The 26,537-nt window shown below is 44.2% G+C and carries 24 protein-coding genes and 4 tRNA genes; 3 read left to right on the top strand and 25 right to left on the bottom strand.

The genetic code is table 11. The features are described 5' to 3' along the window. The 6 genes from WAO38_RS10205 to WAO38_RS10180 all read right to left on the bottom strand — a co-directional run. Positions 1–209, bottom strand: a 209-nt coding sequence (locus WAO38_RS10205; protein WP_422236783.1) for a CDGSH iron-sulfur domain-containing protein, incomplete at its 3' end; no start/stop codon positions are given. Positions 210–268: 59 nt separating this feature from the next. Next, positions 269–1,294, bottom strand: a complete 1,026-nt coding sequence (gene fliG, locus WAO38_RS10200; RefSeq protein ID WP_422236782.1) for a flagellar motor switch protein FliG — start codon at positions 1,292–1,294, stop codon at positions 269–271. A 137-nt stretch (positions 1,295–1,431) separates the two neighbouring features. Then, positions 1,432–1,519: transfer RNA gene (locus tag WAO38_RS10195), tRNA-Ser, on the bottom strand. 29 nt (positions 1,520–1,548) lie between these two features. Beyond that, positions 1,549–1,622 (bottom strand) — tRNA-Cys (locus WAO38_RS10190). A gap of 7 nt (positions 1,623–1,629) precedes the next feature. Further along, a tRNA-Leu gene (locus WAO38_RS10185) sits at positions 1,630–1,716 on the bottom strand. 64 nt (positions 1,717–1,780) lie between these two features. Continuing rightward, positions 1,781–1,855 (bottom strand) — tRNA-Gly (locus WAO38_RS10180). Between the two features lie 156 nt (positions 1,856–2,011). Here WAO38_RS10180 and ilvD point away from each other — a divergent pair. The 3 genes from ilvD (at position 2,012) to WAO38_RS10165 (ending at position 5,084) form a co-directional block, all read left to right on the top strand. Next, positions 2,012–3,700 carry a dihydroxy-acid dehydratase gene (gene ilvD, locus WAO38_RS10175; protein WP_422236780.1) on the top strand — a complete coding sequence of 563 codons (1,689 nt, stop codon included), beginning with the start codon at positions 2,012–2,014 and terminating at the stop codon, positions 3,698–3,700. 129 nt (positions 3,701–3,829) lie between these two features. After that, positions 3,830–4,582 carry a UDP-2,3-diacylglucosamine diphosphatase gene (locus WAO38_RS10170; RefSeq protein ID WP_422236778.1) on the top strand — a complete coding sequence of 251 codons (753 nt, stop codon included), beginning with the start codon at positions 3,830–3,832 and terminating at the stop codon, positions 4,580–4,582. Beyond that, entirely contained in the window at positions 4,560–5,084 is a 525-nt protein-coding gene (locus tag WAO38_RS10165; protein WP_422236776.1) for a hypothetical protein, read from the top strand. The genes WAO38_RS10170 and WAO38_RS10165 overlap by 23 nt, the downstream gene beginning before the upstream one ends. Here the strand turns inward: WAO38_RS10165 and WAO38_RS10160 are convergent. The 19 genes from WAO38_RS10160 to WAO38_RS10070 form a co-directional block, all read right to left on the bottom strand. Continuing rightward, positions 4,993–6,162, bottom strand: coding sequence for a GGDEF domain-containing protein (locus tag WAO38_RS10160; RefSeq protein ID WP_422236774.1), 1,170 nt, complete (start codon positions 6,160–6,162; stop codon positions 4,993–4,995). The two genes, WAO38_RS10165 and WAO38_RS10160, sit on opposite strands and share 92 nt — an antisense overlap. A 77-nt stretch (positions 6,163–6,239) precedes the next feature. Further along, entirely contained in the window at positions 6,240–8,015 is a 1,776-nt protein-coding gene (locus WAO38_RS10155; protein ID WP_422236772.1) for a UDP-N-acetylglucosamine 4,6-dehydratase family protein, read from the bottom strand. Beyond that, a complete protein-coding gene (gene pglE / locus WAO38_RS10150; protein WP_422236770.1) occupies positions 8,012–9,121 on the bottom strand; it encodes a UDP-N-acetylbacillosamine transaminase in 1,110 nt (369 codons plus the stop codon). Before pglE ends, WAO38_RS10155 begins: the two co-directional genes overlap by 4 nt. Beyond that, entirely contained in the window at positions 9,118–9,714 is a 597-nt protein-coding gene (locus WAO38_RS10145; RefSeq protein ID WP_422236768.1) for a sugar transferase, read from the bottom strand. Before WAO38_RS10145 ends, pglE begins: the two co-directional genes overlap by 4 nt. Continuing rightward, positions 9,714–11,807, bottom strand: coding sequence for an STT3 domain-containing protein (locus WAO38_RS10140; RefSeq protein ID WP_422236767.1), 2,094 nt, complete (start codon positions 11,805–11,807; stop codon positions 9,714–9,716). Before WAO38_RS10140 ends, WAO38_RS10145 begins: the two co-directional genes overlap by 1 nt. Then, complete coding sequence (locus tag WAO38_RS10135; RefSeq protein ID WP_422236766.1) at positions 11,807–12,805, bottom strand: glycosyltransferase family 2 protein; 999 nt, start codon at positions 12,803–12,805, stop codon at positions 11,807–11,809. The genes WAO38_RS10140 and WAO38_RS10135 overlap by 1 nt, the downstream gene beginning before the upstream one ends. Further along, positions 12,802–13,302, bottom strand: a complete 501-nt coding sequence (locus WAO38_RS10130; RefSeq protein ID WP_422236764.1) for an acyltransferase — start codon at positions 13,300–13,302, stop codon at positions 12,802–12,804. The genes WAO38_RS10135 and WAO38_RS10130 overlap by 4 nt, the downstream gene beginning before the upstream one ends. Continuing rightward, entirely contained in the window at positions 13,303–14,424 is a 1,122-nt protein-coding gene (locus WAO38_RS10125) for a glycosyltransferase family 4 protein (RefSeq protein WP_422236762.1), read from the bottom strand. Further along, positions 14,421–15,221 (bottom strand): AglZ/HisF2 family acetamidino modification protein, encoded by an 801-nt coding sequence (locus tag WAO38_RS10120; protein ID WP_422236760.1) that lies wholly within the window; start codon positions 15,219–15,221, stop codon positions 14,421–14,423. Before WAO38_RS10120 ends, WAO38_RS10125 begins: the two co-directional genes overlap by 4 nt. After that, positions 15,218–15,823: an imidazole glycerol phosphate synthase subunit HisH gene (gene hisH, locus WAO38_RS10115; RefSeq protein WP_422236758.1), complete on the bottom strand. Its 606-nt coding sequence runs from the start codon at positions 15,821–15,823 to the stop codon at positions 15,218–15,220. The genes WAO38_RS10120 and hisH overlap by 4 nt, the downstream gene beginning before the upstream one ends. 7 nt (positions 15,824–15,830) lie before the next feature. Beyond that, positions 15,831–16,979, bottom strand: coding sequence for an N-acetyl sugar amidotransferase (locus WAO38_RS10110; protein WP_422236756.1), 1,149 nt, complete (start codon positions 16,977–16,979; stop codon positions 15,831–15,833). Position 16,980: 1 nt separating this feature from the next. Then, on the bottom strand, positions 16,981–18,294 hold the full coding sequence (locus WAO38_RS10105) for a hypothetical protein (protein WP_422236754.1): 1,314 nt from the start codon (positions 18,292–18,294) through the stop codon (positions 16,981–16,983). Further along, positions 18,270–19,949, bottom strand: a complete 1,680-nt coding sequence (locus WAO38_RS10100) for an ABC transporter ATP-binding protein (RefSeq protein WP_422236752.1) — start codon at positions 19,947–19,949, stop codon at positions 18,270–18,272. Before WAO38_RS10100 ends, WAO38_RS10105 begins: the two co-directional genes overlap by 25 nt. Positions 19,950–20,042: 93 nt before the next feature. After that, positions 20,043–21,128 (bottom strand): DegT/DnrJ/EryC1/StrS family aminotransferase, encoded by a 1,086-nt coding sequence (locus WAO38_RS10095; protein ID WP_422236750.1) that lies wholly within the window; start codon positions 21,126–21,128, stop codon positions 20,043–20,045. Beyond that, the gene (locus tag WAO38_RS10090) at positions 21,125–21,700 is read right to left on the bottom strand and encodes an acyltransferase (RefSeq protein ID WP_422236748.1); all 576 of its coding nucleotides are present in this window, start codon (positions 21,698–21,700) and stop codon (positions 21,125–21,127) included. The genes WAO38_RS10095 and WAO38_RS10090 overlap by 4 nt, the downstream gene beginning before the upstream one ends. Beyond that, the gene (locus WAO38_RS10085; protein WP_422236746.1) at positions 21,693–22,655 is read right to left on the bottom strand and encodes a Gfo/Idh/MocA family protein; all 963 of its coding nucleotides are present in this window, start codon (positions 22,653–22,655) and stop codon (positions 21,693–21,695) included. Before WAO38_RS10085 ends, WAO38_RS10090 begins: the two co-directional genes overlap by 8 nt. 3 nt (positions 22,656–22,658) lie before the next feature. After that, positions 22,659–23,936, bottom strand: coding sequence for a nucleotide sugar dehydrogenase (locus tag WAO38_RS10080; RefSeq protein ID WP_422236744.1), 1,278 nt, complete (start codon positions 23,934–23,936; stop codon positions 22,659–22,661). Between the two features lie 122 nt (positions 23,937–24,058). Further along, a complete protein-coding gene (locus WAO38_RS10075; protein ID WP_422236742.1) occupies positions 24,059–25,687 on the bottom strand; it encodes a Na/Pi cotransporter family protein in 1,629 nt (542 codons plus the stop codon). Between the two features lie 2 nt (positions 25,688–25,689). Next, the gene (locus WAO38_RS10070; protein ID WP_422236740.1) at positions 25,690–26,529 is read right to left on the bottom strand and encodes a hypothetical protein; all 840 of its coding nucleotides are present in this window, start codon (positions 26,527–26,529) and stop codon (positions 25,690–25,692) included. Between the last annotated feature and the right edge of the window lie 8 nt (positions 26,530–26,537).

Here is a 26,537-nt window from a genome sequence, read left to right as displayed (position 1 = left end):
CAGTAGGGTTTGCGTCCTGAGCGTCCGCATCGGCAGAGCCATTTGTCCGTCTCCACGTCGACGGAAAACTTGATCGGCATTTTTCCCGTTCCCTCATGGCTTCCGTCACAAAACGGAAAGGTTTTGGAGAGACCGCAGGTACAGTAGAGGTACTCGGTGTCGGGACCAAGCGATGCCTTGAACGGTTCGTTGATAAACTTCGTTTCCATAATAATCCTCCCTTTGAAATTGCAGTAAGATTATTATAGCGATTTTGGATAATATCGGATTATTCGAGCATCTCTTCAGATTCACCAAGCTGTAATATTCCCTGTTCTGCCAGTGACTGGACGGCATCCACAATTTTTCGTTGAGCAGCTTCGACATCTTTGACTTTAACGGCACCGAGAAATTGCATCTCTTCGATAAACGTATCTTTTGCCCGTTGGGACATATTGGCATAGAATTTTTCTTTGAGCTCATCGACCGAGCTTTTTAATGCGAGCATAAGATCATTTTTGTCGACGGATTTAAGAATTTCGCGTATGCTGTTTCCGTCAAGATCGATCATATCTTCAAAGGTGAACATCATCTCTTTGATCGAGGTTGCAAGTTCTTGATCGATCTGTTCGATTTGTGCCAAGGTCGCTTTGGAGACTTTTGCTCCCAAGCGGTTGAATACATCGGCAACGGAACGCGGTCCGCCCACTTCGACTTTATAACTGGCGAGAGATTCGAGTTTCGATTCCAAAACAGCACTGACTCTTTTGATGATCGCCGGAGTGATATCTCCAAGTTTTGCCATACGCATCGCTACTTCTGCACGAAGATCATCCGAAAAGATATATAAGGTTTCCGCCGCTGCCGAAGGATCCATATGGGCTAAAATCAAGGCGATGGTTTGGGGATGCTCAGTGATAATGAAGTCCGCTAATTGTTGAGGTTTGATATTGGACAAATAGGCAAAGTTTTGCGAACTTTGCATCGATTTGCTGAGACGGTCCAAAACTTTTTTGGCTTCTTCGGGTCCCAGCGCTTTATACAAAATCTCCCGGGCATATTCGATTCCCCCGGTTGTGAGGTACTGATTCGATTGGATGATCGCATAAAACTCTTCCAACACTGCCGCGCCGACATTTTTTTCGATGGAACGGTTGTTGGCAATATGTTTAGAAATCTCGGTAATTGCATGAATGCTCATTTTGGAGAAGATATTAGAGGTGACATCTTCACCCAATTGCACTAAAAGAATTGCAATTTTTTGTGTCATGCTCATTTCATCAAAGTTGACTTGTTGAGAGGGGGTTAGGTTCATGGATATCTTTATGCGATCAGTTTTTAATAGAGCAATAGTACCGTAGTTTTGATGGCTTTAAAGGTTATGAAAAGATTAGTGATGAAAGGTGGTGAAATTTAGGGATTTGATTTGGAAGGGATTGTGTAAATTAAAGATGGCGGGCCACCAAGGATTTGAACCTTGGGAGGTATAACCCTCGCCGGTTTTCAAGACCGGTGCAATCGACCACTCTGCCAGTGACCCGTAGTAAAATTGAAACTATCTTTTCTCTTTGGAGGCGGCACCCGGATTCGAACCGGGGATCAGAGCTTTGCAGGCTCATGCCTTACCGCTTGGCTATGCCGCCACCATGGTGGTGCCCGGAGCCGGACTTGAACCGGCACAGTGTTACCACCGAGGGATTTTAAGTCCCTTGCGTCTACCGATTTCGCCATCCGGGCATCTGATAGAAAAAAAATATCCCAGTTCAAACATCATAAAATGAATGTTTCAACTGGGATTATCTGGAGCGGGAAACGAGGTTCGAACTCGCGACCCCAACCTTGGCAAGGTTGTGCTCTACCACTGAGCTATTCCCGCATTGTTTTTGTGGACTGGAAGTATAGCAAAAAAAATAGTGGGTGTAAAGAGTTTGGCATATTTTTTTTCCAATTATTTTGGAGATATAGGTTTTTTAGAAGTTCCTCTAAGGTATAATCGCAATAACTGAAACCATTATAGTGCCAAAGGATTCTTATGCGCAGCGATACAATTAAACGTGGATTTGATAAAACACCTCACCGCAGTTTGCTCCGTGCAACCGGACTGAAAGACGAAGATTTTGACAAACCTTTTATCGGTGTAGCCAACTCCCATATCGATATTATTCCGGGACATTTTTTCCTCCAAGAGTACGGCAGAATCGTCAAAGAAGCGATTCGAGAAGCAGGCGGCGTCCCGTTTGAGTTTAACACGATCGGGGTTGATGACGGGATCGCTATGGGGCATGACGGGATGCTTTATTCCTTGCCTAGCCGTGAGCTGATTGCCGATTGTATCGAGACGGTGATGAACGCTCATAAGCTTGACGGTTTGATCTGTATCCCCAACTGCGACAAGATCGTTCCGGGAATGCTGATGGGTGCGCTTCGCGTCAATGTTCCGACGATTTTTGTTTCCGGCGGACCGATGAAAGCAGGGCATAAAAAAGACGGTACACCGATCGATTTGGCGACGGCATTTGAAGCGGTCGGCAAACATGCAGATGGCAAGATGAGCGATGAAGAGCTCTATGAGATCGAGTGTGAAGCGTGTCCTTCGGGCGGATCATGTTCCGGGATGTTCACGGCTAACTCGATGAATACCCTTTGTGAAGCGATGGGGGTTGCTCTGCCGGGTAACGGTACGGTTCTCGCGATGACGCCGGAGCGTATCGAGATGGTCAAAACGGCGGCACGCCGTATCGTCGAGATGGTGAAAGACAAAAATGCCGAAAAATGGAATATGCGCAATATTTTGAACGATAAAGCGATCCATAATGCGTTTGTTATCGATATGGCTATGGGGGGAAGTTCCAATACCGTATTGCATTTGTTGAGTATTGCGAAAGAAGCAGAGGTTGATTTTGACATTACGAAAATCAATGAAATCTCTGAAAAAGTAGCCCATATCGCGAAGATTTCTCCGTCACTTTCAACGGTTCATATGGATGATATCAACCGTGCCGGCGGTGTTAACGCCGTTATGAAAGAGGTCAGCCGACGCGGCGGTGTTCTCGAACTCGATGCGATGACCGTTACGGGTGAGACACTGGGCGAACGGATCAAAGATGCGGTGATCAAAGATCCGAATATCATCCATACGAATGAAAATGCCTATTCTCCGGTTGGCGGTCTTTCGATCCTTTTCGGTAATCTTGCGGAAGAGGGAGCCGTTGTCAAAACAGCGGGGATTACCCCGAATATGCGTCGGTTTAAAGGATCAGCCGTTTGTTTTAACTCTCAAAATGAAGCGATTGCAGGCATTATGAGCCACAAAGTCAAAGCCGGCGATGTGGTTGTCATCCGTTACGAAGGACCGAAAGGCGGACCGGGAATGCAGGAGATGCTTGCCCCTACGGCTCTTATTATGGGGATGGGATTGGGAGAGAGCGTTGCCCTTATCACGGATGGCCGCTTTAGCGGGGCAACCCGCGGAGCTTCTATCGGACACGTAAGCCCGGAAGCGGCAGAGGGTGGCTTGATCGCTCTAATCGAAGACGGTGATGAGATCGAACTCGATGTCGATTCCCATCTTCTTCAGCTCAACGTGAGCTATGAAGTCCTCGAACAACGCCGCCTTCATTGGAAACCGGTCAAAAAAGAGATCACTTCCAAATGGCTCAAACGCTACAGTCTTCTCGTCTCCAACGCTTCCAACGGTGCCGCTCTAAAAACGGAGCTGTAACCTTATTATATGCGCGAAGTATCGGGTCCTCTGCCGAAGAGAACTCCGCGATAGCGCGTAGCTAAACAGGGTTTTTGCCCGATTGGCGTGTGTAATTGTGGTGTAATCCTTCGGGGTTACACTTTCTGCATGAATGAATTATTACGCTATCGCAGTGTCTTTATCTCGGATCTCCATCTCGGGACGCGCGATGCTCAATCAGAGCGGCTGCTTGAGTTTATCCGTGACGTCGAATGTGAAAGTCTCTACCTTGTCGGTGATATCATTGACGGGTGGGAACTTCGGCGGAACTGGCGGTGGAGCCAAGCCCAATCCGATGTCCTCCAAAAAATCCTCCGAAAAGCCCGAAAAGGGACGAAAGTCTACTATATCATCGGAAATCATGACGAATTTTTGCGCCCTTTTTTGCCGATGGCAATGGGAAACAATATTACGATCGCCCATGAAAAAGTCCATTTCGGCCTTAACGGCAAACGCTATTTGGTGGTTCACGGCGATATGTTCGATGCGGTCACGATGACAAAAAAATGGGTAGCCCATTTGGGGGATCGGTGCTATCTTTTTCTCCTTCGGCTTAACCGTCCGATCAATACGGTGCGCCGATGGTTTGGAATATGCCATTATTGGTCGCTTTCTAAAATGGTGAAACAAAGTGTGAAACAAGCCGTCAGTTTTATTACCGATTATGAAGAGACCCTTTCCTTTCATGCGGATGACGGCGGGTATGACGGGGTAATCTGCGGTCATATCCATCATGCCGAGATTCGTGTCATTAATGAGATCGAATATCTCAATTGCGGAGACTGGGTCGAATCATGCAGTGCAATCGTCGAGCATTATGACGGAAGATTTGAGATCTATGAACACGACCAAAAGCGTTAGCCTCCTCTTTTATAAAGGTCGTGGTACCTTAGCGGAGAAGCTAATACGGTTGTGGACAAAAAGTCCGTTTTCGCATAGTGAATTTCTCCGAAGTGACGGATTCTGCCACTCAAACGACCGATTTCGTTTTGTTTCCAGAATCGAGATTTTAGAGATTGATCCTGCGGATTGGGAGAGAGTCGACATCACCCTCCCGCATGAAATCGTTGATCGAATCGAGCGCAGACAGCTTCGTAAAAACGGAACTTCCTATGATTGGATCGGAATTCTTTTTTCACAAGTATTTCCTTTGGGACTTCATGACAAACGGCGTTGGTTCTGTTCGAAGAGTAATGCGGATGATTTGGCGTATGCTTATCGTTTGATGCAGCGAAGCTCACCTGAAGATTATGGTGTCTATATCCGGCAGCTTACTGTTTTTGCAAAGACCCCTCCGCAGAATTTTTCTCCTCAAGATCTTTATACGGCAGTTCAAAGGATGCCTCACTCGCATTGGTATTGATACAAACACAGTTTTTTCCGCTTTCTTTCGCGCGATAGAGAGCCTGATCGGCCTGATCGATAATGTTCTCTATCGTTAGGGCTCCGTCACATTGGGCAATTCCAAAACTGCAAGTTACTTTCGCATGGTGAGAATAATTGGCATCTTCGAGCTCTTGACGCAGTTTTTCGGCTATTATCGCTGCTTCTTGACTGGGTGTTTTCGGTAAAAGGATAAGAAACTCTTCCCCTCCCCATCGGCCGATATAATCGGTTTTTCGTAATGATTTTTTTGTAATTTCGGCAATTGTGACCAAAACCTGATCCCCTATGATATGTCCAAAACGATCATTGATAAGTTTAAAATCATCGATATCAAACATAATAATAGAGAAGGGGACTCGGTAGCGTTTGACATACTCAACTTGCTCTTGGGTCACTTCATCCATGCGACGGCGGTTATATAATCCGGTAAGAGGGTCCGTGACGGAGAGCCGCTGGAGCTCTTGGAGATATTTTGCCTCTTTTTCACGTATAGCAAAAAGTTCAATATTGGAACGGTAGAGGGCAGCTTCATAGACATAGACAACATACGTTAAAACAGCAGAAGCGATCGAAAAACGGAGAAAGCTTCGGAAATTCCATTCCCCGCCGTTCCAAATTCCGATTCCATGGTAAGCCAATGAAAAAAGGAGAAAATAAAATAGTGCGGTCAGACGGAGACCCTTTTGATGTCCCATTAGGGTGATGACGAAAATAGGGAAAAAGATGGTCCAAATAAGACCGAAATCGGTGTTTTGATTGGTGTAGGCAAAGATGAGAAAGAAAAAGAAAAAACTGACAGATCCGATGATAATGGCTCGTTCCAGGGTATGGTTACGGTGTAAATCGATCAAGGCAAAAACTGAGGCGAGAAAAGCAAGACCATCGAAAATACCGAGCATCGGGGAATGGAAAAGGGTAAAATTTAAAGCAGTAAAGATAAGAAAAGTGATGCTGGAAATCAATAAAAAAGCATTGGCCATCATTAGTTTTCGAAGCATGTCCAAATCCGTCGGGACGATTCCTGTACTCAAGAAACGGTAAACGAAATTTTTCATTCGAAAAAAAGCCTTTCAAACGGTCTTGGTATTATTATAGAGACTTATCAACCATTATACAAGGAATAGGGCAATAATCAGGAATGTCCGGTAAATTCAGGGACAATTTGCCGCAAAAGGGCACGGGGATCGGATGTGGTCAGCAAGGAATCGATTTGATGATTCAGAAGCGTAATATCGTAGGAAGACGATCGTGCGATGAGTATCGACTGAAAGATGGTTTTTTGTTCGCTCTCGTCGATCAAAAGCTCCTCATAGAGTTTTTCACCCGGACGAAGGCCCGTCGTTGTGATCTCGATCGGATGGGTTGCGTAGAGGCGTATCATTGTTTTGGCGAGATCGATGATTTTTATAGGCTCTCCCATATCGAGGATAAAAAGTTCTCCTCCGCGAGCAATTGCTGCGGCTTGGAGGACGAGCTGACAGGCTTCGGAGATGAGCATGAAATAGCGGGTGACCTCAGGATGGGTAATCGTGATCGGCCCTCCCGCTTCAATCTGAGATTTGAATTTAGGGATTACGCTTCCGCTGGATCCTAATACATTGCCGAAGCGGACGGATACGATTTCGCTGTTGCGAGAATCGACGTTTTGGGCGTAGAGCTCCACTACCCGTTTGGTCACACCCATAACGTTCGTAGGGCGCACGGCTTTGTCGGTGGAGATAATCACAACCTTATGAACATTGTTCGCGATTGCACTGTCGATGACGTTGCGGCTGCCGATGATGTTATTGAAAATGGCTGCTTGAACATTGCTCTCACAGAGAGGGACATGCTTGTATGCGGCGGCATGTATGAGGATATCGATGGCTTCGGACTTCAGTATCTGATCGAGACTCTGCCGATCGTTGATACTGCACAAATGGAGTTCGGCAGAGGGGATCTGCTCTCCGATTTGGTAGAGATTGTACTCACTGTGATCGACTAAAATGAGTTTAGCCGCCCCGAAACGGTGCGATTGCAAGGCGATTTCACTGCCGATACTTCCGCCTGCTCCGGTAATCAGTACCGTTTTACCGCGGATAAATGCTTCGATGGTCTGTGTATCAAGATCTTTCGGATGACGTGCAAGAAGCTCTTCGACGGAGAGGGAGGTAATGCTCTCTTTGCCATCGGACAGGAGCGACGAACGCTTGATATCATGAATGCCCGCATCGCTAAGGAGGCGATAGGCTTTTTGGAGATACTCATTGGGAAGGGAGCCGTCGATAATAGCGGAAGAGACCGATTTTGATGTTATTCGTGAAATAAGGGTGTCGATTCCGGAGATCTCAATATTATTGAGATAGGAACCGATCATATTGTAATTTTCTTCTTGTAAAGCGATGATCTCTACCGGGTAATAGTCGTTAGAACTCTCTAACATACTTTTAATCAGGTTTGATGTGTTGGAAGAGATACCGACGAGCAGCGTCGGTTTTAGATTCTTGCGCGGTGCTGTACCTAAAAGGGTACGCTTCATAACCCGTAGCCCTCCTAAAAAGATCAACGAGAGAAAGAGGTCGATAATGATGACACTGCGCGGAAACGGTGAAAAAAGAGAAGGGATTAGGGTATGGATCAGGGCAATCGTCCCATAGGTAGCCAGATGGGCGAAAAAGAGATTTTTGGCCTTTTGCAGACCATAAAAACGCCAAATAATGGTGTAATTTCTAAACTTGTGGATAAAAAAAAGTTTGAGGGCAATAAAGGTAACGGCAACGGTAGCAAAAGGGTTTAAAAATTCGGGAGGAATGTCAAAGTTAAACCGTAAAAGATAGGCTCCGAAGAGTGTGAATAGAGATAAAGCTACATCCGCAAGGAGAAAAAATACGATCCGTTTGCTGCTGCTTGGACGCAGCATACCGTTCATCGAAGAGCCTTTTTGAGGATTTCGCAGACTTGTTCTGCATCATCTCGAGTCATTTGGGTTCCACTGGGAAGACATAGCCCTTTTTCAAAGAGGTTTTGGGATGTGCCGTTTTGGATTGATAGAGTCTCTTTGAAAAGAGGCTGCAAATGCATCGGTTTCCATAAAGGACGGCTCTCGATATTTTCTGCTTCCAGGGCGAGCCGGATCTCCGTCGGATCGGATTTTTCAAAAGTAAGGGTCGTGAGCCATCGGTTGCCGCAGGCTTCGGGAAGTTCCGGCATAAAGGTGATCTCCCCGATATCAGAGAGCATTTCACGATACCATGTAAAAATCTGCTGACGGGCTGCTACACGTTCTTGCAGTACTTCCATCTGGGCCACCCCGATGGCGGCAAGAATATTGCTGAGCCGGTAGTTGTAACCGAACTCGGTATGTTCGTAATGGGGAGCGTCATCACGGGCTTGAGTCGAATAAAAACGGGCTTTGTCGATCAGCTCTTTATTGGGGGAGACGAGCATTCCCCCTCCGGAAGTGGTGAGGATTTTATTACCGTTAAAACTGTAAACACCGAAGATTCCGAAAGTTCCGCTTTGACTGGCAGCATAGGCTGCACCCAGACTTTCCGCCGCATCCTCAATCACGGCAATATTGTGGAGAGTACAGATCGCAATAATTTTCGCCAAATCGGCGCATTGTCCGTAGAGGTGAGTAAGGATTAGCGCTTTCGGTTTTTTCGGTGATGCGGCAATAGCTTTTTCAAGAAGTTCAGGATCAAGATTCCAGCTTTTAGTGTCACTATCGATAAAAACGGGAATGGCATTTTGATAGAGGATAGGGGCAATGGAACCGATAAAGGTGAAGGAGGAGGCTAAGACGACATCTCCTGCCCCGACACCGAGAACCCGCAGTGCCAAATGAAGGGCTGCGGTAGCGCTGCTGAGGGCTAATGCATTCGGGGTAGAGGTAAATTCCCGGATACTTTGCTCAAACCGTTCGACCATCGGCCCTAAAGGGGCGATATAGTTGCTCTCGAATGCTTCGGCAATGTAGGTTTGTTCTATTCCGCTCATATGCGGAGGCGAGAGGAAAAGACGGGGTCTGCTCATTGTGAAAGGGTTCTCCATAGATACAAAATGTCGTTGCTAAAACTCCACTCTTTCAGATACTGAAGGTTAATACGTACTTTATCCGGCCAAATTTCTTCATCATTGTACCGTTTTGGGTCTTCTTGTGCGGCAAGTATTTCTTCTTCCCGTTTATATTTGAGTGTTGCCGGACCTGTTATTCCCGGCCGAAGCGTTAAAATTTCTACATCGCTTCCGGATAAGCAATCCGCATATCCTTCGACATCCGGACGCGGGCCGACGAGGCTCATATCTCCGATAAGAACATTAATCAGTTGGGGAAGCTCGTCAATTTTTGTACGGCGGAAAAATTGCCCGCTTTGCGTGATGCGAGGGTCGTTGGTGACGGTAATGGTTGTCGTATGATTTTGGATAGGACGCATCGTCCTGATTTTGATAAGAGGGAATTTTTTCCCATTTTTTCCAATCCGCGATTGGATAAAAAACCCGTTATTACGGGTTTCGATGGCCGCAATCGTAAAGGCGATAAGGATAATCCACCAGGTGAGTAGAAGAGCGACGGCAGAAATTACAATGTCAAAAGAGCGTTTGATTAACTGCTGTGATGTCGTCATTAGATCTTAAGCTTGTAAATTTTTGTCATTCCATCCAGAGAGACCGCTTCAAAAAGATTTTTATCATAATGTTCAAATACAAACATCTGGATATAGGTCGAATTCAAATAGGCGTTATCTACGACTAAAAACCGGCCATAACTTGCCATATAAATGACATTTAACCCTTCGGATGCAAAAGTTTGTTCGTTGACCTGCAGGATGTTTTGCGGAGTATAGCCGACTTGATAAAATGATTTAATCGGGACTTCTTGGTTCCCGAGTTTAATCATATTCTTTTCTTTGAGTATCGAAATACCGTTACCCAATTCAATTGTTTTACCGGTATCTTGTATGGATGATGATGTATAGAAAAAAGATTCTTTCCGGTTGTCCGGAGAATTCAAATCAAGATTGCTAAAGAGGGCTACGGTAGGGAGAATATCCATCATTCTCCACGGCAGATAGAGATAAATATCTCTGGTTTTTTTCGGTAAAACAACCGATTCTTGATATCGGAGGGTATCGAGATAGTCGGAAACATTGATCGCTGAACCGTTTTTGTCGATAAAAAGGGTGTCTGCTATTTCTCGGTACCCTGAAGAAACATAGGTTTCGGTAGAGATACGAGCAAGGCGTGCCGCTTCGCTTTGTGAAGTAGTTGTTAAAATCTCGGCAACGATAAAGTTATCGTGATTATGTTTTCCTCCGTCGATAAGGGTATTGGTATGCGTATAAAACCATAGCGGATATCCGTAATCCCACCATGCGATGGTGTAATCTTTGTGATCGGCAAGGGATTCCAGTTTTTCGAGCGAAGCGACTTCTTTGGCCGTCAGTACTGTCGGAACCTGATATTGCATAATGTGGTTGATATTTGGATAAAGCATGATGAACGTAGCGATTGTAATAAAGGCATATTTGGCTTTTTCACTGGAGAGGGCTGATCCCAAAAGATACAGCAGATAAACACCGCCCATTGCCGCGACGGGAACAGCATAAATGGTAAAACGCAATCCACCCCAAAATGCGAATAATCCGATCCCTATGAGCGGCAATGCTAAAATAAACGCTCTGTGCCGAAGGACTAACGCGATATATCCGACAAAAGCGATAAAGAAAGCCGGCATGCTTCCGCTGATACGGTTGGCAATTTCTGAAAAAGGGACATGCCCCGCTTCCCGAACCGTTTGGGTCACTTGGAAAAAATGGAGTGCTTCGTTTTCTGTCCCTTTTGCCGTGTAGCCGATAATTTTTGCCCAGATCAAAGAGACGACATGGCCGTTGAATAAAAAGAGGAGAAAGGTCGCTCCCGATAGAATCAGCAGGAGTCGAAAATTAAGCCATTCTTTGCGGTAGGCAATAATCAGGGCAATAATAATCGGTATTTTGATGAGTGGTGAAATTAAAAACAGGGCAACGGAGATAACTGAAATGGAAAAATAGGTAAAAGACTCGCGGCGGTGGAAAATAAGCATATAGCCCATGTAAAAAATACTGATGGCATAGACGACGGAAAGCCCCTGATCGTATAGAAACGGATAGAGCATGATCGAGAGTGCGCTCAGCAGGATCCATGTGATGTTTTCTTTCAGGGTTGTCGCTATCAAAAAATAGACGATCATCATCGGCGCCATTGCCGAGAACATATCGGTATCAAAATATCCGGCCATCGTACGGTTGTAATAACTCCAGCCGACAGAGGCGAGCAGGGCGGAGAAAAACCCGAAGTAGGGAGCGTTAAAAAGCCGCCCTATAAGGATGAGCGGGACAACGACAAAAGAAGAGACAAAAACAGGTAGATATAAGATGACGGTTTCGATAGGGAAAAATTTGGATAGCAGTGCGGTCACGGCAACCGTAGCAGAACTCCACAAACCGGCAATCCGAGGGTTGTTGTCATAAAAATGGGTCAGGGCATTTTGTGCCGATGCGGCAAAATAGTAGCCGTCATTGGTATTGATCATCAGTAGATTATTCCAATAAAATTCCGGTATACCCGAAGCCCAATTGATCCAAATAAGCCGTGTAGCGACACTAAAAGCATAAGCGAAAAGGATTAGAACGATGAGATGAAGCGTTGTGTGTTTCTCAGTAGGGAGTGAAAAGTTCATTAATAGTCTCGGAATAGGATTTTTTTAGTGAATGTTATTATACCGCCAATACCGCCAAACCCGTAGCTAAAATGCAAAACGGCAAATGCGGTTATTTGATGAGCCCATGTCGTGTTTTTCTTGATTTTAAACGCGCGAAAACCGATTACTCCCATATAGCTTGCCAAAATAGCGGCGGTTACCCAAAAAAGTACCGGCTGAAGGGGCGATAAAAGTAGGGGAAGGAGAAGACTCATGATGAAAATGAGAGGGACAAAGTGGCGCAGACTAAGAGAATTGAGTGTTTTTGTATAGTAGGCGGTTAGGATATTCCAGTAGCCGTTTTGGTAATTATTTGCGGCAAGTTCTTTGAAGGTCTCCCGGGCATAATAGGTGCAGACGACATCGGGAAGGAGATAAATACTTCCGCCGCCGCGAACAATACGTTTATTCAATTCTATATCCTGATTGCGTATCAGACGTTCATCAAAAAGACCGAACCGTACAAAGACATCCCGACGGTAGCATCCAAACGGAACGGTATCGACGCGTGTAACGGCTGCTACACCGGTTCGGAACTGGCTTGCCGCACCGAAACGATCGCTTAAGACATTGATGATCGCATTGGAAGTATGGGTATCGGCAAAGGTTTTGGTCTGAAGAACGGGTCCTGTGCACTCAGCATCAAGCCGGATGGCTTCGTTGACAAGCTTTTCAAAATAATCGGCCGGGTAATCTGCATGGGCCGAAAGGATGATGATAAAATCGCTCATGGAAGCATTAATCCCGATATTAAGGGCTTTCGGCGTCGTTTTGTCAGGGTTGTCGATTATCCGTATCGAGAGGGTAGAGTGTAGATATCGGCGTACGATTTCAGAGGTGGAATCTTCACTCATTCCGTCGATGATTAAAATTTCGAGACAATCATGCGGATAGGTAGTGTTTAGAAGCGAATCCAAACAGGTAGCGATATAGCGTTCTTCATTTCGGCAGGGGATAATAACGGATAAGCTTTTCATAGGGGATCGGAACCTGCAGCGACTTTAGCGGGTACCCCATAAGCGCTTGACCCGGGTGGGATGGATTGAAGAACGAGGCTGCCGGCACCGATAATGGAGTTCTCGCCGATTATCAGTCCATTTTTGCCGGAAATAACACTGCATCGCATTCCCAAATAGGCTCCCCGCTCAATCACAATCGGAGTATGGGATTGATGTTTGCCGTGGCATGCGAAGTAGCATCCGTACGATATCGTAACGTTGTCTCCGATGGATGTCAAAGAGGGATCCATATCATCAAGATAGCATTTCATCCCGATAAAAACATTTTTGCCGATTTTGTACCCGATAGCACGGTAGAGAAATACCCGCAGCGTATTGAACGGCAGTGATGGGATAATGACAACGTTGATAAATTTCCGCAAGGGTTTCCAAAATACCAGCCACGGAGAATAATACGTGTAATAAGGAGGTTCTGTCCGTAGAATATAGGTATAAAAAAGACGGATAAAATACATTTATGATTCCTTTGCCCCGGAAAATATTTTTGCGTATAACTGCAAAAGTTTATCCTCTTCATGTTTCCAATTGTAAATAGATTTAGCAGCGATTTGGCCATTTTGACCCATTTTCTCCGCCTCTGCCGGATGGGTGATAATCCAATCGATAGCGTCGGCGATAGAACTCGGTTGGAGCGGATCGACACACAATCCGCATGCATTTTTTTCGATAATCTCTCGCCATAACGGAAAATCCGATGCGATGACCGGAACTCCGGCAGCCATGTATTCGAACATTTTAACCGGCAAAGCGTCTATATAATTACGAATGGGATGAAGCGTTACCAGCCCCGCTTTGGATGAAGAGAGTATTTCTTTGATGTGATGGCGATCAACGAAGCCCTTGTTGACGACTTTTTTCCATCCCGAGAGCGAACAGACTTGTTCGTAAAGCCCTTTTTCGCCAAAAGAACCGGCAAGGATAAGCTGTATGTTGCTCTGTACTTTATCCATCGCAAGAACCAGTTCAGAAATACCGCGTACAGTCGAGATTCCCCCGATATAACATACTGTGTCGGATCTGTTTTCCCAGCGGACATTACTCTCGAATTCGGTCAAAACAGGAAAATTATTGATGTCAACACTGAGAGGATTAATGGCTGAAAATTTATCGCGAATAAAAGGGGTCGCCGTTATGACTGCATCAAATTTGGAGCACGTAGTTTTTTCATAAAGGGAAAAGAGGGCAGAGAAGATTTGTTTGGCAACGGTGCCTAAATAGGGTTTGCTCAAAATTTGAACCGGGACATCTTCATGGGCATCAAAGATCACTTTTTTCCCGAGTTTTTTAAGTTTTATCCCCACGGGGATCAGTTCCGGATCATGCAGGTGATAAAGATCGCTGTCAAGTTTGAGCGCTTTTTGATAGACCAATGTTGTCGTTTGTAGGATCCGGTTAAACCGTCCGGAGGGTTTTCCGACATCGTAGATGGAAACATGCCCGCTTTCATCCCCTTTCCCATCGGCTACGATCAGCGAGACATCATAGCCATAGGCAGCAAGACTTTGGCACTCTTTGACAAAGATGCGGGTGTCATACCGGGGGTGTACGGATGTGAGATGGGTAATTTTCAACTTCATGTGATGTTTCTGTCTTTTTGCAGGGTTGTCTGGCTGTCAAATACTTCTTGAAGTTTGCTGTAAGAAGGATAGTTGATCAGCACCCCTTTTAACGGACCCTGATAAACAAACATGCTTCCGGCGGCGACAGCGTTGATTCCCGTTTCTTTGACCACGTTTTGCATATCGGTAATACTTCCGCTTCCGCCCAATGCGACAATCGGTACGTTGAGTATTTGCTTGATTTTTGTGATCATCTCTATGTCGTATCCATTCATCATTCCGTCACGATCGATAGAGTTAAGTATGATTTCACCGGCGCCATACGCTTCTGCCTGTTGTGCAAATGTCAGTACATCCAGTCCCGTACCTACTTTTCCGTTCCGGATAAAAACCTTTTGCTGGCCCCAAAAGTTTTTTTTAAAATCAATTGTCACGACGACGCTTTGTTTGCCGAACAGTTTTGATGCTTCGGTAATTAAGTGCGGATTTTCAACGGCGGCTGAACCCAGGGATATTTTTTCTACCCCTAAAAAGTAGATTTTTTTCATTTGTTCAATCGTTTTAACTCCGCCTCCATAGCATAATGGCATAAAGCATTCGCTGGCAATATCTTCAATGACTTTATAATTCGGTTCTTTCATGCCGGCACTTGCATCGATGTCTAAAAAGATTAGTTCATCTACTTCTTTTTCATTGAAAATTTTAATCGCATTGATGGGATCGCCGATATATGTCGGTTTTTTAAATTGTACGGTTTTATATAATCCGCCTTTATGCAGTAGCAGACAGGGGATGACTCTGACGTTAACCATCATATTTCTCCAAAGTTTTTAAGCAATTGCATTCCGAAACGGTGACTTTTCTCAGGATGGAATTGAACGCCAAAAATATTTTCTTTTTGTATGCCGGAAGTAAATTCATATCCATATTCGGATGTGGCTAAGATATTTTCACGATGATGGCACACGACATGATACGAGTGTACAAAATAAAATCTATTTTCATCGGCAAGTCCCTTAAAAAGAGTGCTGCGGTCAATCGGATTGACCCTGTTCCACCCCATATGGGGGATCGGAAGAGAATCATGAACGGTAAACTTTTGCGTCACGGCATCGATCCAGCCTAAACCCTTTTCGGTTCCTTCCTCGCTGCTGTTGGTTAAAAGCTGCATACCCAGACAGATGCCTAGAATCGGTTTTTTATTCTCTAAAACCTCTTCTTCCAATGTCTCAAAAAACGAGGAGTTTTTTAAATTTCGTATTCCATGGTCAAAAGAGCCGACACCCGGAAGTAAATATTTGTCTGCTTTTTTGATGGTGTCGATATCGGCGGTGATGATAGATTCAACACCTACTTTTTTAAACATATTCTGAATGGATTTGACGTTTCCCATTCCATAGTCAAGAATTGCAATCATAAATATCCTAGGAGTAGTTCGATAGATTTTTATTTAAAAGCTTTGAGAAGAAACTTTGGACTTTTTTCATTTGTTTATAGCGTTTTTCCATATTGGGAAAATCTTTATAGGTATGCGACGGCATTTGCAAAATATTTTCCAACTCTTCATCCGTTATACCCAGTTTTTTGGCGACATATTCTTTATCCGAAACGAGCTCTTTTTCATCATATAAAGGCTTGTCAAGCTCTCTTAACGCTTCTTCTTTTGTCATTTGAGCGGTGACGATCAAGCTGGACAGATGGGGCTTTCGCTTATCAAATCCGAATTTCATAGGCAGATAGTAATTTTGAAAAAATTTCGTAAAAATAGATTCCCCGTGTTTTCTAGGGTATTCTTTGTAGCCAATTTTCTCTTTCAGTTCTTCCAATGCCTGGGATTTGACATAAGGGATGAAATCCAAAGGGCGTACGGTTTTCATTTTTTTAATAAACGGGTAATAAAAATAGAGTTCAAAAAAACCGATAGTTTTATAGTGTTTCAACTTTTTTGTACCAAATTTTTTGTGTATCGCTTTTAAATTGAGAGAATCCATAGCGCTCCAGTGCCAAGTTTTTGGAAATATGCATTCGGTTGCGATATTTCCTCCGCTGATGACATAGTTGATATTGTGTTTGGTGGCAAAATGATACAGCGATGCAAAAAAAGCGTGATCCTGAGGCACATCCTGATTTGCGATACCGGATTTTAAATAGGCCAGCTGTAAATCTTTCATCTCTTCCCAGTCGATGACAATGGTGTGAAGATGCCATCCGCAATAATGGATGATGTTTTCAATGTTTTGAACTGCCAATTCGCTGTTCCAGCCTCCGTCAACATGTACAACGAGAGGACGGATTCCCGCTTCATAAAGTTTCAGAGCAAGATACGAGCTGTCTACTCCTCCGCTAAGACCTAAAATACAATCATAAGGTTTATTGCGATTCTCATTTTTTATCTTTTCATAGATACGTGCGAGCTTTTTTTCTCCCTCTTTATTGGGGAACCATTTTTTTACAGTGGACTCATGGAAATTATGACAATGGTTACAGACACCGTTCTGATCAAAATAAATGGCTGGATCGGTCGTATCCATAACACATCGTGTACATTGTTGAAAATTTCGAACCGTTTCCATCTTATTTATCAACCCTTCCCATCGACCACTTAATGACGTCTTCGATACTCATATTTTTAGACTCTGTATTTTCTGGCAGCCGATGAGCGTATTTTACCCATTCAATAATATCTTTAGGCGATAACTTCCCTAAAATTGCTTTTTTTGACGTTTTGAGATCGGAAAAGTATTTTTCATGGACTCCCCCTTTTTGCAGCGTAGGACAAAGAAGCAGCGTGGGTACTCCAAAAAATGATGCATCGTAGGCTGACCCGCTAATCATCGTTATATGACCGTCGCATTGTTGCAATAAGGCCGGCAGCGGAAGACTTGAGGCTTCTCTCCATTCGCAATTTTTAAAGCGTGATGACAAATTTTCAAGAAACTCTTTATGATGTCGATAGTTTCTGCCTCTGAGCTGGACAGGATGTAGCCTGATCCACCAAAAGATCTCATTTCCCGTCTCTTTTATCGCTTCGATTATCGCTTCGGACAGAATCCCGTTGTTCAAAATATTTTGTAAAAGAGGGACTTCTCCGTCATATCCCCACTGGAGCGTAATCAAAATATTTTTTTGATATTTTTGATTTGTTTCAACTCTTTTTTTCCATTCTGCGGGCAGGTTTGCACGGTTTTCATCGGTAAAACGGTTAAGCCATAGGTGAGGCGTCTGTTTGACCGTAACCTCTTTGGATGCAAGTACGGAATACGCTTGCGTAGAAATAGTGTCGAACGAGAGTATCCCTTTGGGCAAAGCCTGCGGTTCTTGTCGATTTAATTTTTGTGAAATTTCAGGAAGTCCGATACCGTGGAGGATTTCTAACGAAAAAATGCCCAATCTGTTTGAGGCCCTGCAGATGTCGCTGCTTAATCCGATACCCATTATGCATTTGCATTCTATCTTCTTAAAAAGTTCAAAATAGAAGTTTTCTGAGGATAGCGCGAAAGCTTCATCCGAAACATTTGTTTGGTGCCTGATTTTTCTGTAGGTTTCGGCCAATTTCATTAGTATTCTGGACAGGAACATTCTTCTGTTAGCATTTACCGGAGCTGCAAACGCTTTTTCACCGACCAGGATAGAGAACGGGAGAGCAAATCGTCTGCAAATCCAGCCGTGTTTCTCTAATGCTTCAAGCATGCTGTCAATGATGGGAGAGTAGGCTTTTCCATCCAAAGTCATGCCCAAATCATGATCGTGGCATATCAATAATACATCGCATTTATCTAACTGATGATAGGTGTCTTTCTGCCTTATGCTGTAGAGAATAGAAAAAATCTTTTTTATTTTGTGCTCATAAAAAGATTTTAGACTCATAAGGTTATGACCTTGTTGCATCGTGTAATCGTACTCGGACGGTGGGTGATGATAATCAAGGTTTTATTTTCACATATTTTATAGATTTCATCCATGATTTTTGCTTCGGTTTCTGCGTCGAGGGCACTGGTGGCTTCATCCAAAACCAGGAGTTCAGGATCGTTATAAAGAGCCCTCGCAATGGCAATCCGCTGACGCTGTCCACCGCTGAGATTGATTCCGTTCTCTCCGACTTTTGTATAGATTCCCTCATGGTTGGTGGTCAAAAAATCTGCAATATTGGCCTGCGCAAGGACGTGCCTGATTTTTTCTTCATCGACGGGTTTGTTAAACGTAACATTTTGAGCGACGGTTCCGTCAAAAAGATAAATATTCTGCGGAATGTAGCCTATTTTTTGCCGCCATGATTTGATATTGTCTTCATTCAGTAAAATGCCGTCAACCGTGATGAAACCGCTCTTAGGACGGTACAGCCCGATGATGAGATCGATAAGGGTTGATTTTCCGCTGCCGCTTTCACCGATAAATGCAATTTTGTCCCCTTTAGAAATTTGAATCGACATATCCGATAAAATCGGTTTAGACTCGTCGTATTCGAAGCTGACATGATGCAAATCGATTGATTGCTGAAAAGAGATAGCGTCTTGACCGAGATTTTCAGGATCATACATAAGATCGTTATGGATAATATCGAGGGCGCTTTTATTGAACAAAATTTGATTGTAGCCGGATAAAATGCGATTGGCAGAGGGCATCAAACGATAGAGCCCAAGTATAAACATTGAAATTAGCGCCAAGGTTCCTGAAATATCAGTTTGATATTTATAGACGAGATAAATGACAATAAAGATGATGGTTCCAAAGCCTAAAGCCTCTAAAAAAAGGCGTGGAAATTGGCTAAGGGTTTCGTTGCGGATATTGGCGAGCGCATAGCCTGAACTGGCGTGATCAAATTCATGGAGGATCGGTTCGGTACCCGCGGTCAGTTTCATCATTTTAAAATTCCCGAGACTTTTTTGAATAATTTCGAAAAACTTTTTTTGATGTTCTACGCGGGATACTCCGGCTTTTTTGATCGCACGCGAGACAGTTTTAACTAAGAAAAGAGCGTTCACGATTAAGATTATGCTGATTAAAAGGGTGATTTTCCAATTGATATAGAGCATGATCGCGTAGATAAAAATAACAACAAATACTTCGCTCAGCATGAGGAGAAGCCCGGAAAGAAGGTTGGTCATGTTTTGAGCTTCGTTAATGATTGCTTTCGTCAGCTCCGCACTATTTTTGTCAATAAACAAACGATAGCTCATCCCGAGATAATTTTCAAAAAGCCGATAGGCCAGCAGATGATATCTCCCTTTTGAAAATTTAGCGAGCAGATAAAAATAGCCGAGATTAAGAAGACTGCGCAAAAAATAAAAGAACACTAGGATAATGCCGATAGCAACGACAAAATCAACGTCATTATGAAATTGAAAGAAAGTATAGATTTGCTCCAGATAGCGGTTCGTGTGGATATTTGAAAAATTATTGGCAATATTGATAAAAGGTAAAATGGCAGTGACACCAATCATCTCAATTAAGGAAATGAACACGGAAACAAAGAGTAAAAGCGTAAGAAACCTCAGGTCGTGTTTGCTCAGAATGGAAAAAAGTTTTGTAAAAAAAAGCTTCATATCGGCCATTCCTTTTATGTCAATTTACGATGATTCAAATTGTACGGATCACTTGAGCAGAGATGATGAGGAAGCAGTACAAAAACATTTTTCTCATAAACATCCCGCTATGTAGCTGATCTCTTGATCATTCAAATACGGATTCATCGGCAAACTCAAAATCTCTTTCGCGATCATTTCGCTGATTTCAAAATCGCCGGATTGATATCCCAAATAATCGAAACACTCTTGCAGATGAAGGGGCAGGGGATAGTGTACCGCTGTGGGGATACCTGCTGCTTTTAGTCTGTTTTGTACCGTGTCGCGATCCTGTATCCGCACCGAATATTGCGCCCACGCGGAAGTACGATCCGATTTTATCGTCGGTAAAATTAAATCTTTGTCTGCTAGAACCTTTGAATACGTATTGGCAACGTGTTGGCGCAGAGAAAGATCATGCCGGTAATACTTAAGCTTGACGTTTAAAACGGCAGCCTGGATCGTATCGAGGCGTCCTCCCATCCCGATGTATTTATGGTGATACCGTTTGGTCTGGCCATGGAGTCTGAGCGACTTGAGCTTTTCACCTAAAGCTTCGTTATCTGTAAATACGGCTCCGCCGTCTCCATAGCATCCCAGCGGTTTAGCGGGAAAAAAACTGGTACAGGAGATATCTCCCAGACAGCTGTCAGTTTTTGTTTTGTAGGTACTTCCGAAACTTTGTGCGCCGTCAATAATGATTTTGAGATGATAGTTGTCTGCTATAGCCTGTATCTCATCCATATCGGCAGGCTGGCCGTAGAGGCTTACCGGTATGATTGCTTTTGTTTTTGGGGTAATGGCCGCTTCGATTTTCGAAACGTCAATATTATAGGTGATTGCATCGATGTCGACAAATACCGGTTTTGCCCCTAAAAATGCGATCGTTTCCGCTGTTGCGATAAAGGTAAAAGGGGTCGTAATGATTTCGTCACCCGGGAGGATGTTCAGTGCCATCATGGCCAATACTAATGCATCCGTACCGCTGCTGCAGGTGATGGCATGGGTTGCACCGGTAAAATCGGCTAATGACTTTTCAAGCTCCGCAATTTCCTCTCCCATGATGAAATTGCACTTATGCATGACGTTTAAAACGGCGTGTTCTATCTCCTCTTGATATAGAGAATGCTGATATCGGAGATTGGCAAAATCGATCTTCATGCTATTAGCTCTACGGTCTCATCAATAATTTTATATCGGCTTCCGTCAAAACTATCTACGGCCTCGCCATTTTCGTCGAAATGGAGTGTATTGCCGGCACGGCTGACCCAGCCGATTTGACGAGCCGGAACACCTGCCATGAGCGCGTAAGGTTTGACATCACGGTTAACGACGGCGCCGCTGCCGATTAGCGCGTACTCTCCGATCGTGATACCGCAAATGATTGTAGCATTCGCACCGATGCTGCATCCGTGTTTAAGGAGGGTTTTTTTAAATTCATCGCGGCGGACGATAAAGGCTCTTGGATTGGTGACGTTGGTAAATACCATGCTTGGACCCAAAAATACATCATCTTCGCACTCTACCCCCTCGTAAATACTGACATTGTTTTGGACTTTGACTCCGCTGCCGAGAGTGACGTTCGGCCCCACAACGCAGTTTTGTCCGAATGAAGAGTTCTTTCCAATCCGTGATCCGGTTAGGATATGACAAAAATGCCAAATTTTGGTGTTATCACCAATCAAAACTCCATCATCGATATAAGCACTTTCGTGTGCGAAATAATTAGGCATTGCCGACTTTCTCGCAGAAGGGATGATAGGTGCCGTTTAGACCGATCGGCTCAAGTTTACGAATAGCCGAAACGATTTCGATCGAATGACGTGCGTCATCTAAGCCAAAACCGTATCCTTCTAAAATATGTTTGTAGCTTATGGTATGCAAGTCGGTAAATCCTTCGCTAAATTCAAAGGTATCGTTGTCGACCGTAATATTTCTGTATGTGCGACTGCCGGTTGCTTTGATCTCATCGGGTATATAGTCGTAATTGACCGAGAGAAACCACCGTACACGTGCATTTTTGAGCTTCAGGTATCCGGCGTTTGTGTCCGGCTGTTTAATGTGGACGATGTTTTCTTCGACGGGACCGAAAATCCAGCTCAGCATATCAAAAAAGTGCACTCCGATATTGCTTGCGATGCCTCCAGATTTGGCAACATCGCCTTTCCAGCTCATGAAATACCATCGTCCGCGGCTGGTTAAATAGGTCAGATCGATATCATAAACTTTGTTCGGATTTTCGGTTAACTCTTTAGCGATTTTTTCTTTGAGGGCGATGATGGAATCATGGAGGCGAAGTTGTAAGATTGTGTAAACTTTTTTACCGGTCTCTTCTTCGATCACTTTGAGTTGGTCGATGTTGTGGGGATTCAGCACAAGGGGTTTTTCGCAAATCGCATGCGCTCCGCTTTTGAGGGCAAAGCGGATATGGCTGTCATGCAGATAATTTGGGCTTGCGATGGCGATATATTCAATTCTTTGGTCACTGTCTCGGTGAAATTTATCAATAAAACGGTCAAAACGTTCAAATTCGGTAAAAAAATGGGCATCAGGGAAATGGCTGTCCATGATGCCGATCCCGTCGTATTTATCCAATGCCGCCACAAGGGTATTGCCCGTTTCTTTGATCGCTTTCATATGGCGGGGGGCAATATATCCTGCAGCTCCGATAAGGGCAAAGTTTTTCATTTCTCAGAGTCTCCATGTCGCATTTGGAATAATCCCTTTGACGTCGATAATGACCGGGGCATCAGTTGAAATATTACGGAAATCTTCATCTCGCAGTTTTTTAAACTGATCATGTGCAACCGCCAAAATGATTGCATCGTAGCGCTTTGTATGTGTAAACGGATCAGGGATAATGCCGTGTTTGTAATGCTTTTTATTTTCATTCGGATCAACCCACGGATCATAAACATCAACATTGCACCCATACTCTTTAAGCTCTTCGATAATATCGACTACTTTAGTATTGCGCATATCGGGACAATCTTCTTTGAAGGTTACTCCGAGAACCAATATTTGTGAATTTTTGATTTTTTTATCGGCGGAAATCATACATTTGATTGTTTTTTCGGCAATATATTTCCCCATTCCGTTATTGATCTGCCGGGCGCCTAATATCAGATTGGGCTTATACCCAAGCTCTTCGGCTTTATAGGTGAGATAGTAGGGATCGACCCCGATGCAGTGCCCCCCTACAAGCCCCGGTTTTAGCTTGATAAAATTCCATTTGGTTGCCGCCGCTTCGATGACTTCATTGGTATCGATTCCCATCGTATCAAAGATCAGGGCAAGCTCGTTAATAAGGGCGATATTGACGTCGCGCTGGGTATTCTCGATGACTTTAGACGCTTCGGCTACTTTGATACTGCTCGCCAGATGGGTTCCGGCGGTGATAATGCTTTTGTACAGATCATCGACTTTTTTTGCAGTTTCGGGAGTACTGCCGGAGGTTACCTTGAGGATTTTGGTTACCGTATGCTCTTTATCCCCCGGATTGATCCGCTCGGGGCTGTATCCGCAAAAAAAGTCTTTATTGAATTTCAGGCCGGAGAAGTGTTCCAGCTCAGGCACGCAAACTTCTTCGGTGACCCCGGGGTAAACCGTGCTTTCATAGATGACGATATCACCTTCTTTGAGCACCGAAGCAACAGCACGTGAAGAAGAAATAAGAGGTGAAAGATCCGGACGGTTACTCTCATCGATCGGAGTCGGTACGGTGATAATAAAAATAGTACATGCTTTCAAAGCGCTAAGTTCTGACGTAAATTGCATAGTGTTGCAAAGTGATTTGAGCTCAGACGCTTCAATCTCCAATGTGCGGTCGTATCCGCCAATGAGTTCTTGAATCCGTTCCGTATTGATATCAAATCCGATAACGTTATATTTTTTAGAAAATGCTGCTGCCAAAGGGAGACCTACATAACCTAAACCAACGATACCGATAGTATGATTTTCTGTATTCATTTTTGCTTTACTTTATGATTAAAAGAGAATCGATTGTAGTATAAACGTCCTTCATAAATACTAAATACCCTTTCCCCAGCGTTACACAAGTCCGTCTTTTTTGAACGCAGAAAATAGCCCATTTACTCTCTCTGCTCATTCATGCTTTTATACAGTGCTTTTGAAAAATTGCGGGTGATATGGGTGATGTTCATGAAAATGGCGGTCATTTGTTTGGAAATTTTATAGTCGCTGATCATATCGCTGAGAATTCCGACACTGTTTTTGTAGCTGGTATCGAGTTTGGTGAAAAGAGCTTCGAGTTTTTCACTCGCTTCACTGTCTCCGTTGAGCCAGTCGTTATAGTGCATAGAGAGGGCGAGGATTTGATAGCGCAGCTCATGGTAGAAGGCTTCCATCTCACGCGTATCGGCTTCGGAGAGCATATTGATATCATCGAGAAGGTCTTTGATGTATTTGGAAGCAGCGATGAGCTGAGTTGCCATTTTAAGGGTCTGATCAAACTCTTTCCGAACATTCGGGAGCTGAATATGGCTAGAAAGGGCGGTAGCATAATCGAGAATTTCCCCTTGCAGCTGCTGGAGATCATTATAGCGCTGATGAAGAGGGAGGGAGAGGGGCTCTTTGTACGCCTCTAACAGCTTCGAGATGGATGCATTATGTTTTAATCCTTCTTCGGGAGGAATATGGATTGCCGTGACGGCAAACGCGCATACTTCATGCCCGAGATGAAGTATTTCTTTACGCAGTGCTTCATGGGCAACGGCTGGAACATCAAACGTTACATTATGAATGTACAGCGTAGCCGTGGGTTTGATGACATGAAATTTCCCTTTGAGCCACTGGGTAAGGATGGATATCAGCGGGAACCAGATGGCAACCCCGATGACATTGAAAAGGGTATGAAACAGTGCCAGCGCTTCGACATTCTGATCCAGCCCTATATGGGTGACTGCCCAACTCATAGGGGAGAGGAGAAGAAAGGCAACAATACCGGTTGAAAGGTTAAAGAGAATATGAGCCAAGGCTGTCCGTTTCTTATCGCTGGAGCCGCCGATCGCTCCGAGCAATGCCGTCGCAGTTGTCCCGACATTGGCACCGATGACAAATGCCGCAGCATGTTCAAATCCTAAAATACCGGTAAATAAAGCACTTTGTGCAATGGCGATAGAGGCTGAACTGCTTTGAATAATGGCCGTGAGAGCCATTCCGACGATTAAGAAGATTAGAATGTTATACCCGCGCAGGGCTTCGATATCAACCGTTCCGGAGAGAGATGAAAAACTGTCTTTAAGCCCCTCCAACCCTAAAAATATCAGGCCGAATCCGGTAATTCCCCCGAATATATGACGTATTTTTCCTTCGCCTGCGAGAACACTTCCGATGCCGCCGAACCCGACCATCACATAAGCGATAAGTTTAATGTCAAATTTAAATCCGATGATGGCAATAATCCATCCGGTCGCCGTCGTACCGATATTGGAGCCGAAGATGACCCCGATAGAGCTTTGGAGGCTCATCAGTCCCGCACCGGTTAGGGAGAGTGCCATAAGGGTGACGACGGAAGAACTTTGAAGTGCCGCGGTGGCAGCCGTTCCGGTAAAAAGCGCTTTGGCGTTGGTATCGGTTGAAATTTTTACCCATCGTTTAAACGATGACCCGGCAGCCTTTTTAAGAGAATCTTCGAGATAAATCATTCCGAACATAAAAAGACCGAGTGAGGCGAAAGCCTCGATAAAAACGGTTGACATATTCAGTGATTCCCTTTGCGTTCACAGTAGCGCTTTGCATTGAGCAGCCGTTCTTTGTGGTTAATGTCCGCCAGTGCTTCGAGAATCACATTGCGCAGATAATATTCGACGTATTTGCATAAATCGATATTGCCTTGGATCCCCGCTTCGCGTTTGAAACGTTGAATAGGGCCGGATAGCTCTGAATTACGGAATAAGGCTTCGTTAAAATCAAATCCGAAATAGTTCAGGGACTCGGAATATTGGTGCGTCAGCTTCTCTTTCATCTCGTTAAAATAGCGTAGGAACTCTTCTTTGTGCTGTTCTTCAAAGGCTTGAAGCAATGCCTGAATCTCTTCAAGCTTTTGTCGGTGCGTCCCTATCATATGGATGGCATCGACATGATCTCGGCGGGTCTTTTTGAGCTCTTCTTCAAAGGTATCCCGTTGATCTGCGGGAATAGGATTCTCTTGATCGGTGAACTGTGCCTCCATCATTTTGCGTTTTTCAGAAAGTGTTTGTTCCTTGGTAATCAGCATCTGGAGTTCGGATTTGAGGGTGTCAAAGGTGTGTTTTTCAGCCATATAGGCTTCTTGTGCGCTCAAAAAATCTTTGCTGTAGACTTTCTGTGCGTACAGACTGCGTTGTTCAAAATCACTGTAACATTCATTGAGATAGCGTATGGTTTTAAATTTGGTGATGAGCTCTTGGTTATAGATGGTGGGATCCAGATCTTTAAACATTCCTGCAGCAGAATAAATAAACTCTTTAAACACATCAAATCTAAAATCTTCGTCAAAATCAAATCCGATGGCATTAAAATATTTCTTGACGATTTTAATGTCATTTTCAAAAAAGTTCATAACAATTT

This window comes from Sulfuricurvum sp. (assembly GCF_049277495.1).
Taxonomy (GTDB): Bacteria; Campylobacterota; Campylobacteria; order Campylobacterales; family Sulfurimonadaceae; genus Sulfuricurvum.
This window is presented reverse-complemented; position numbering and strand designations above follow the sequence as displayed.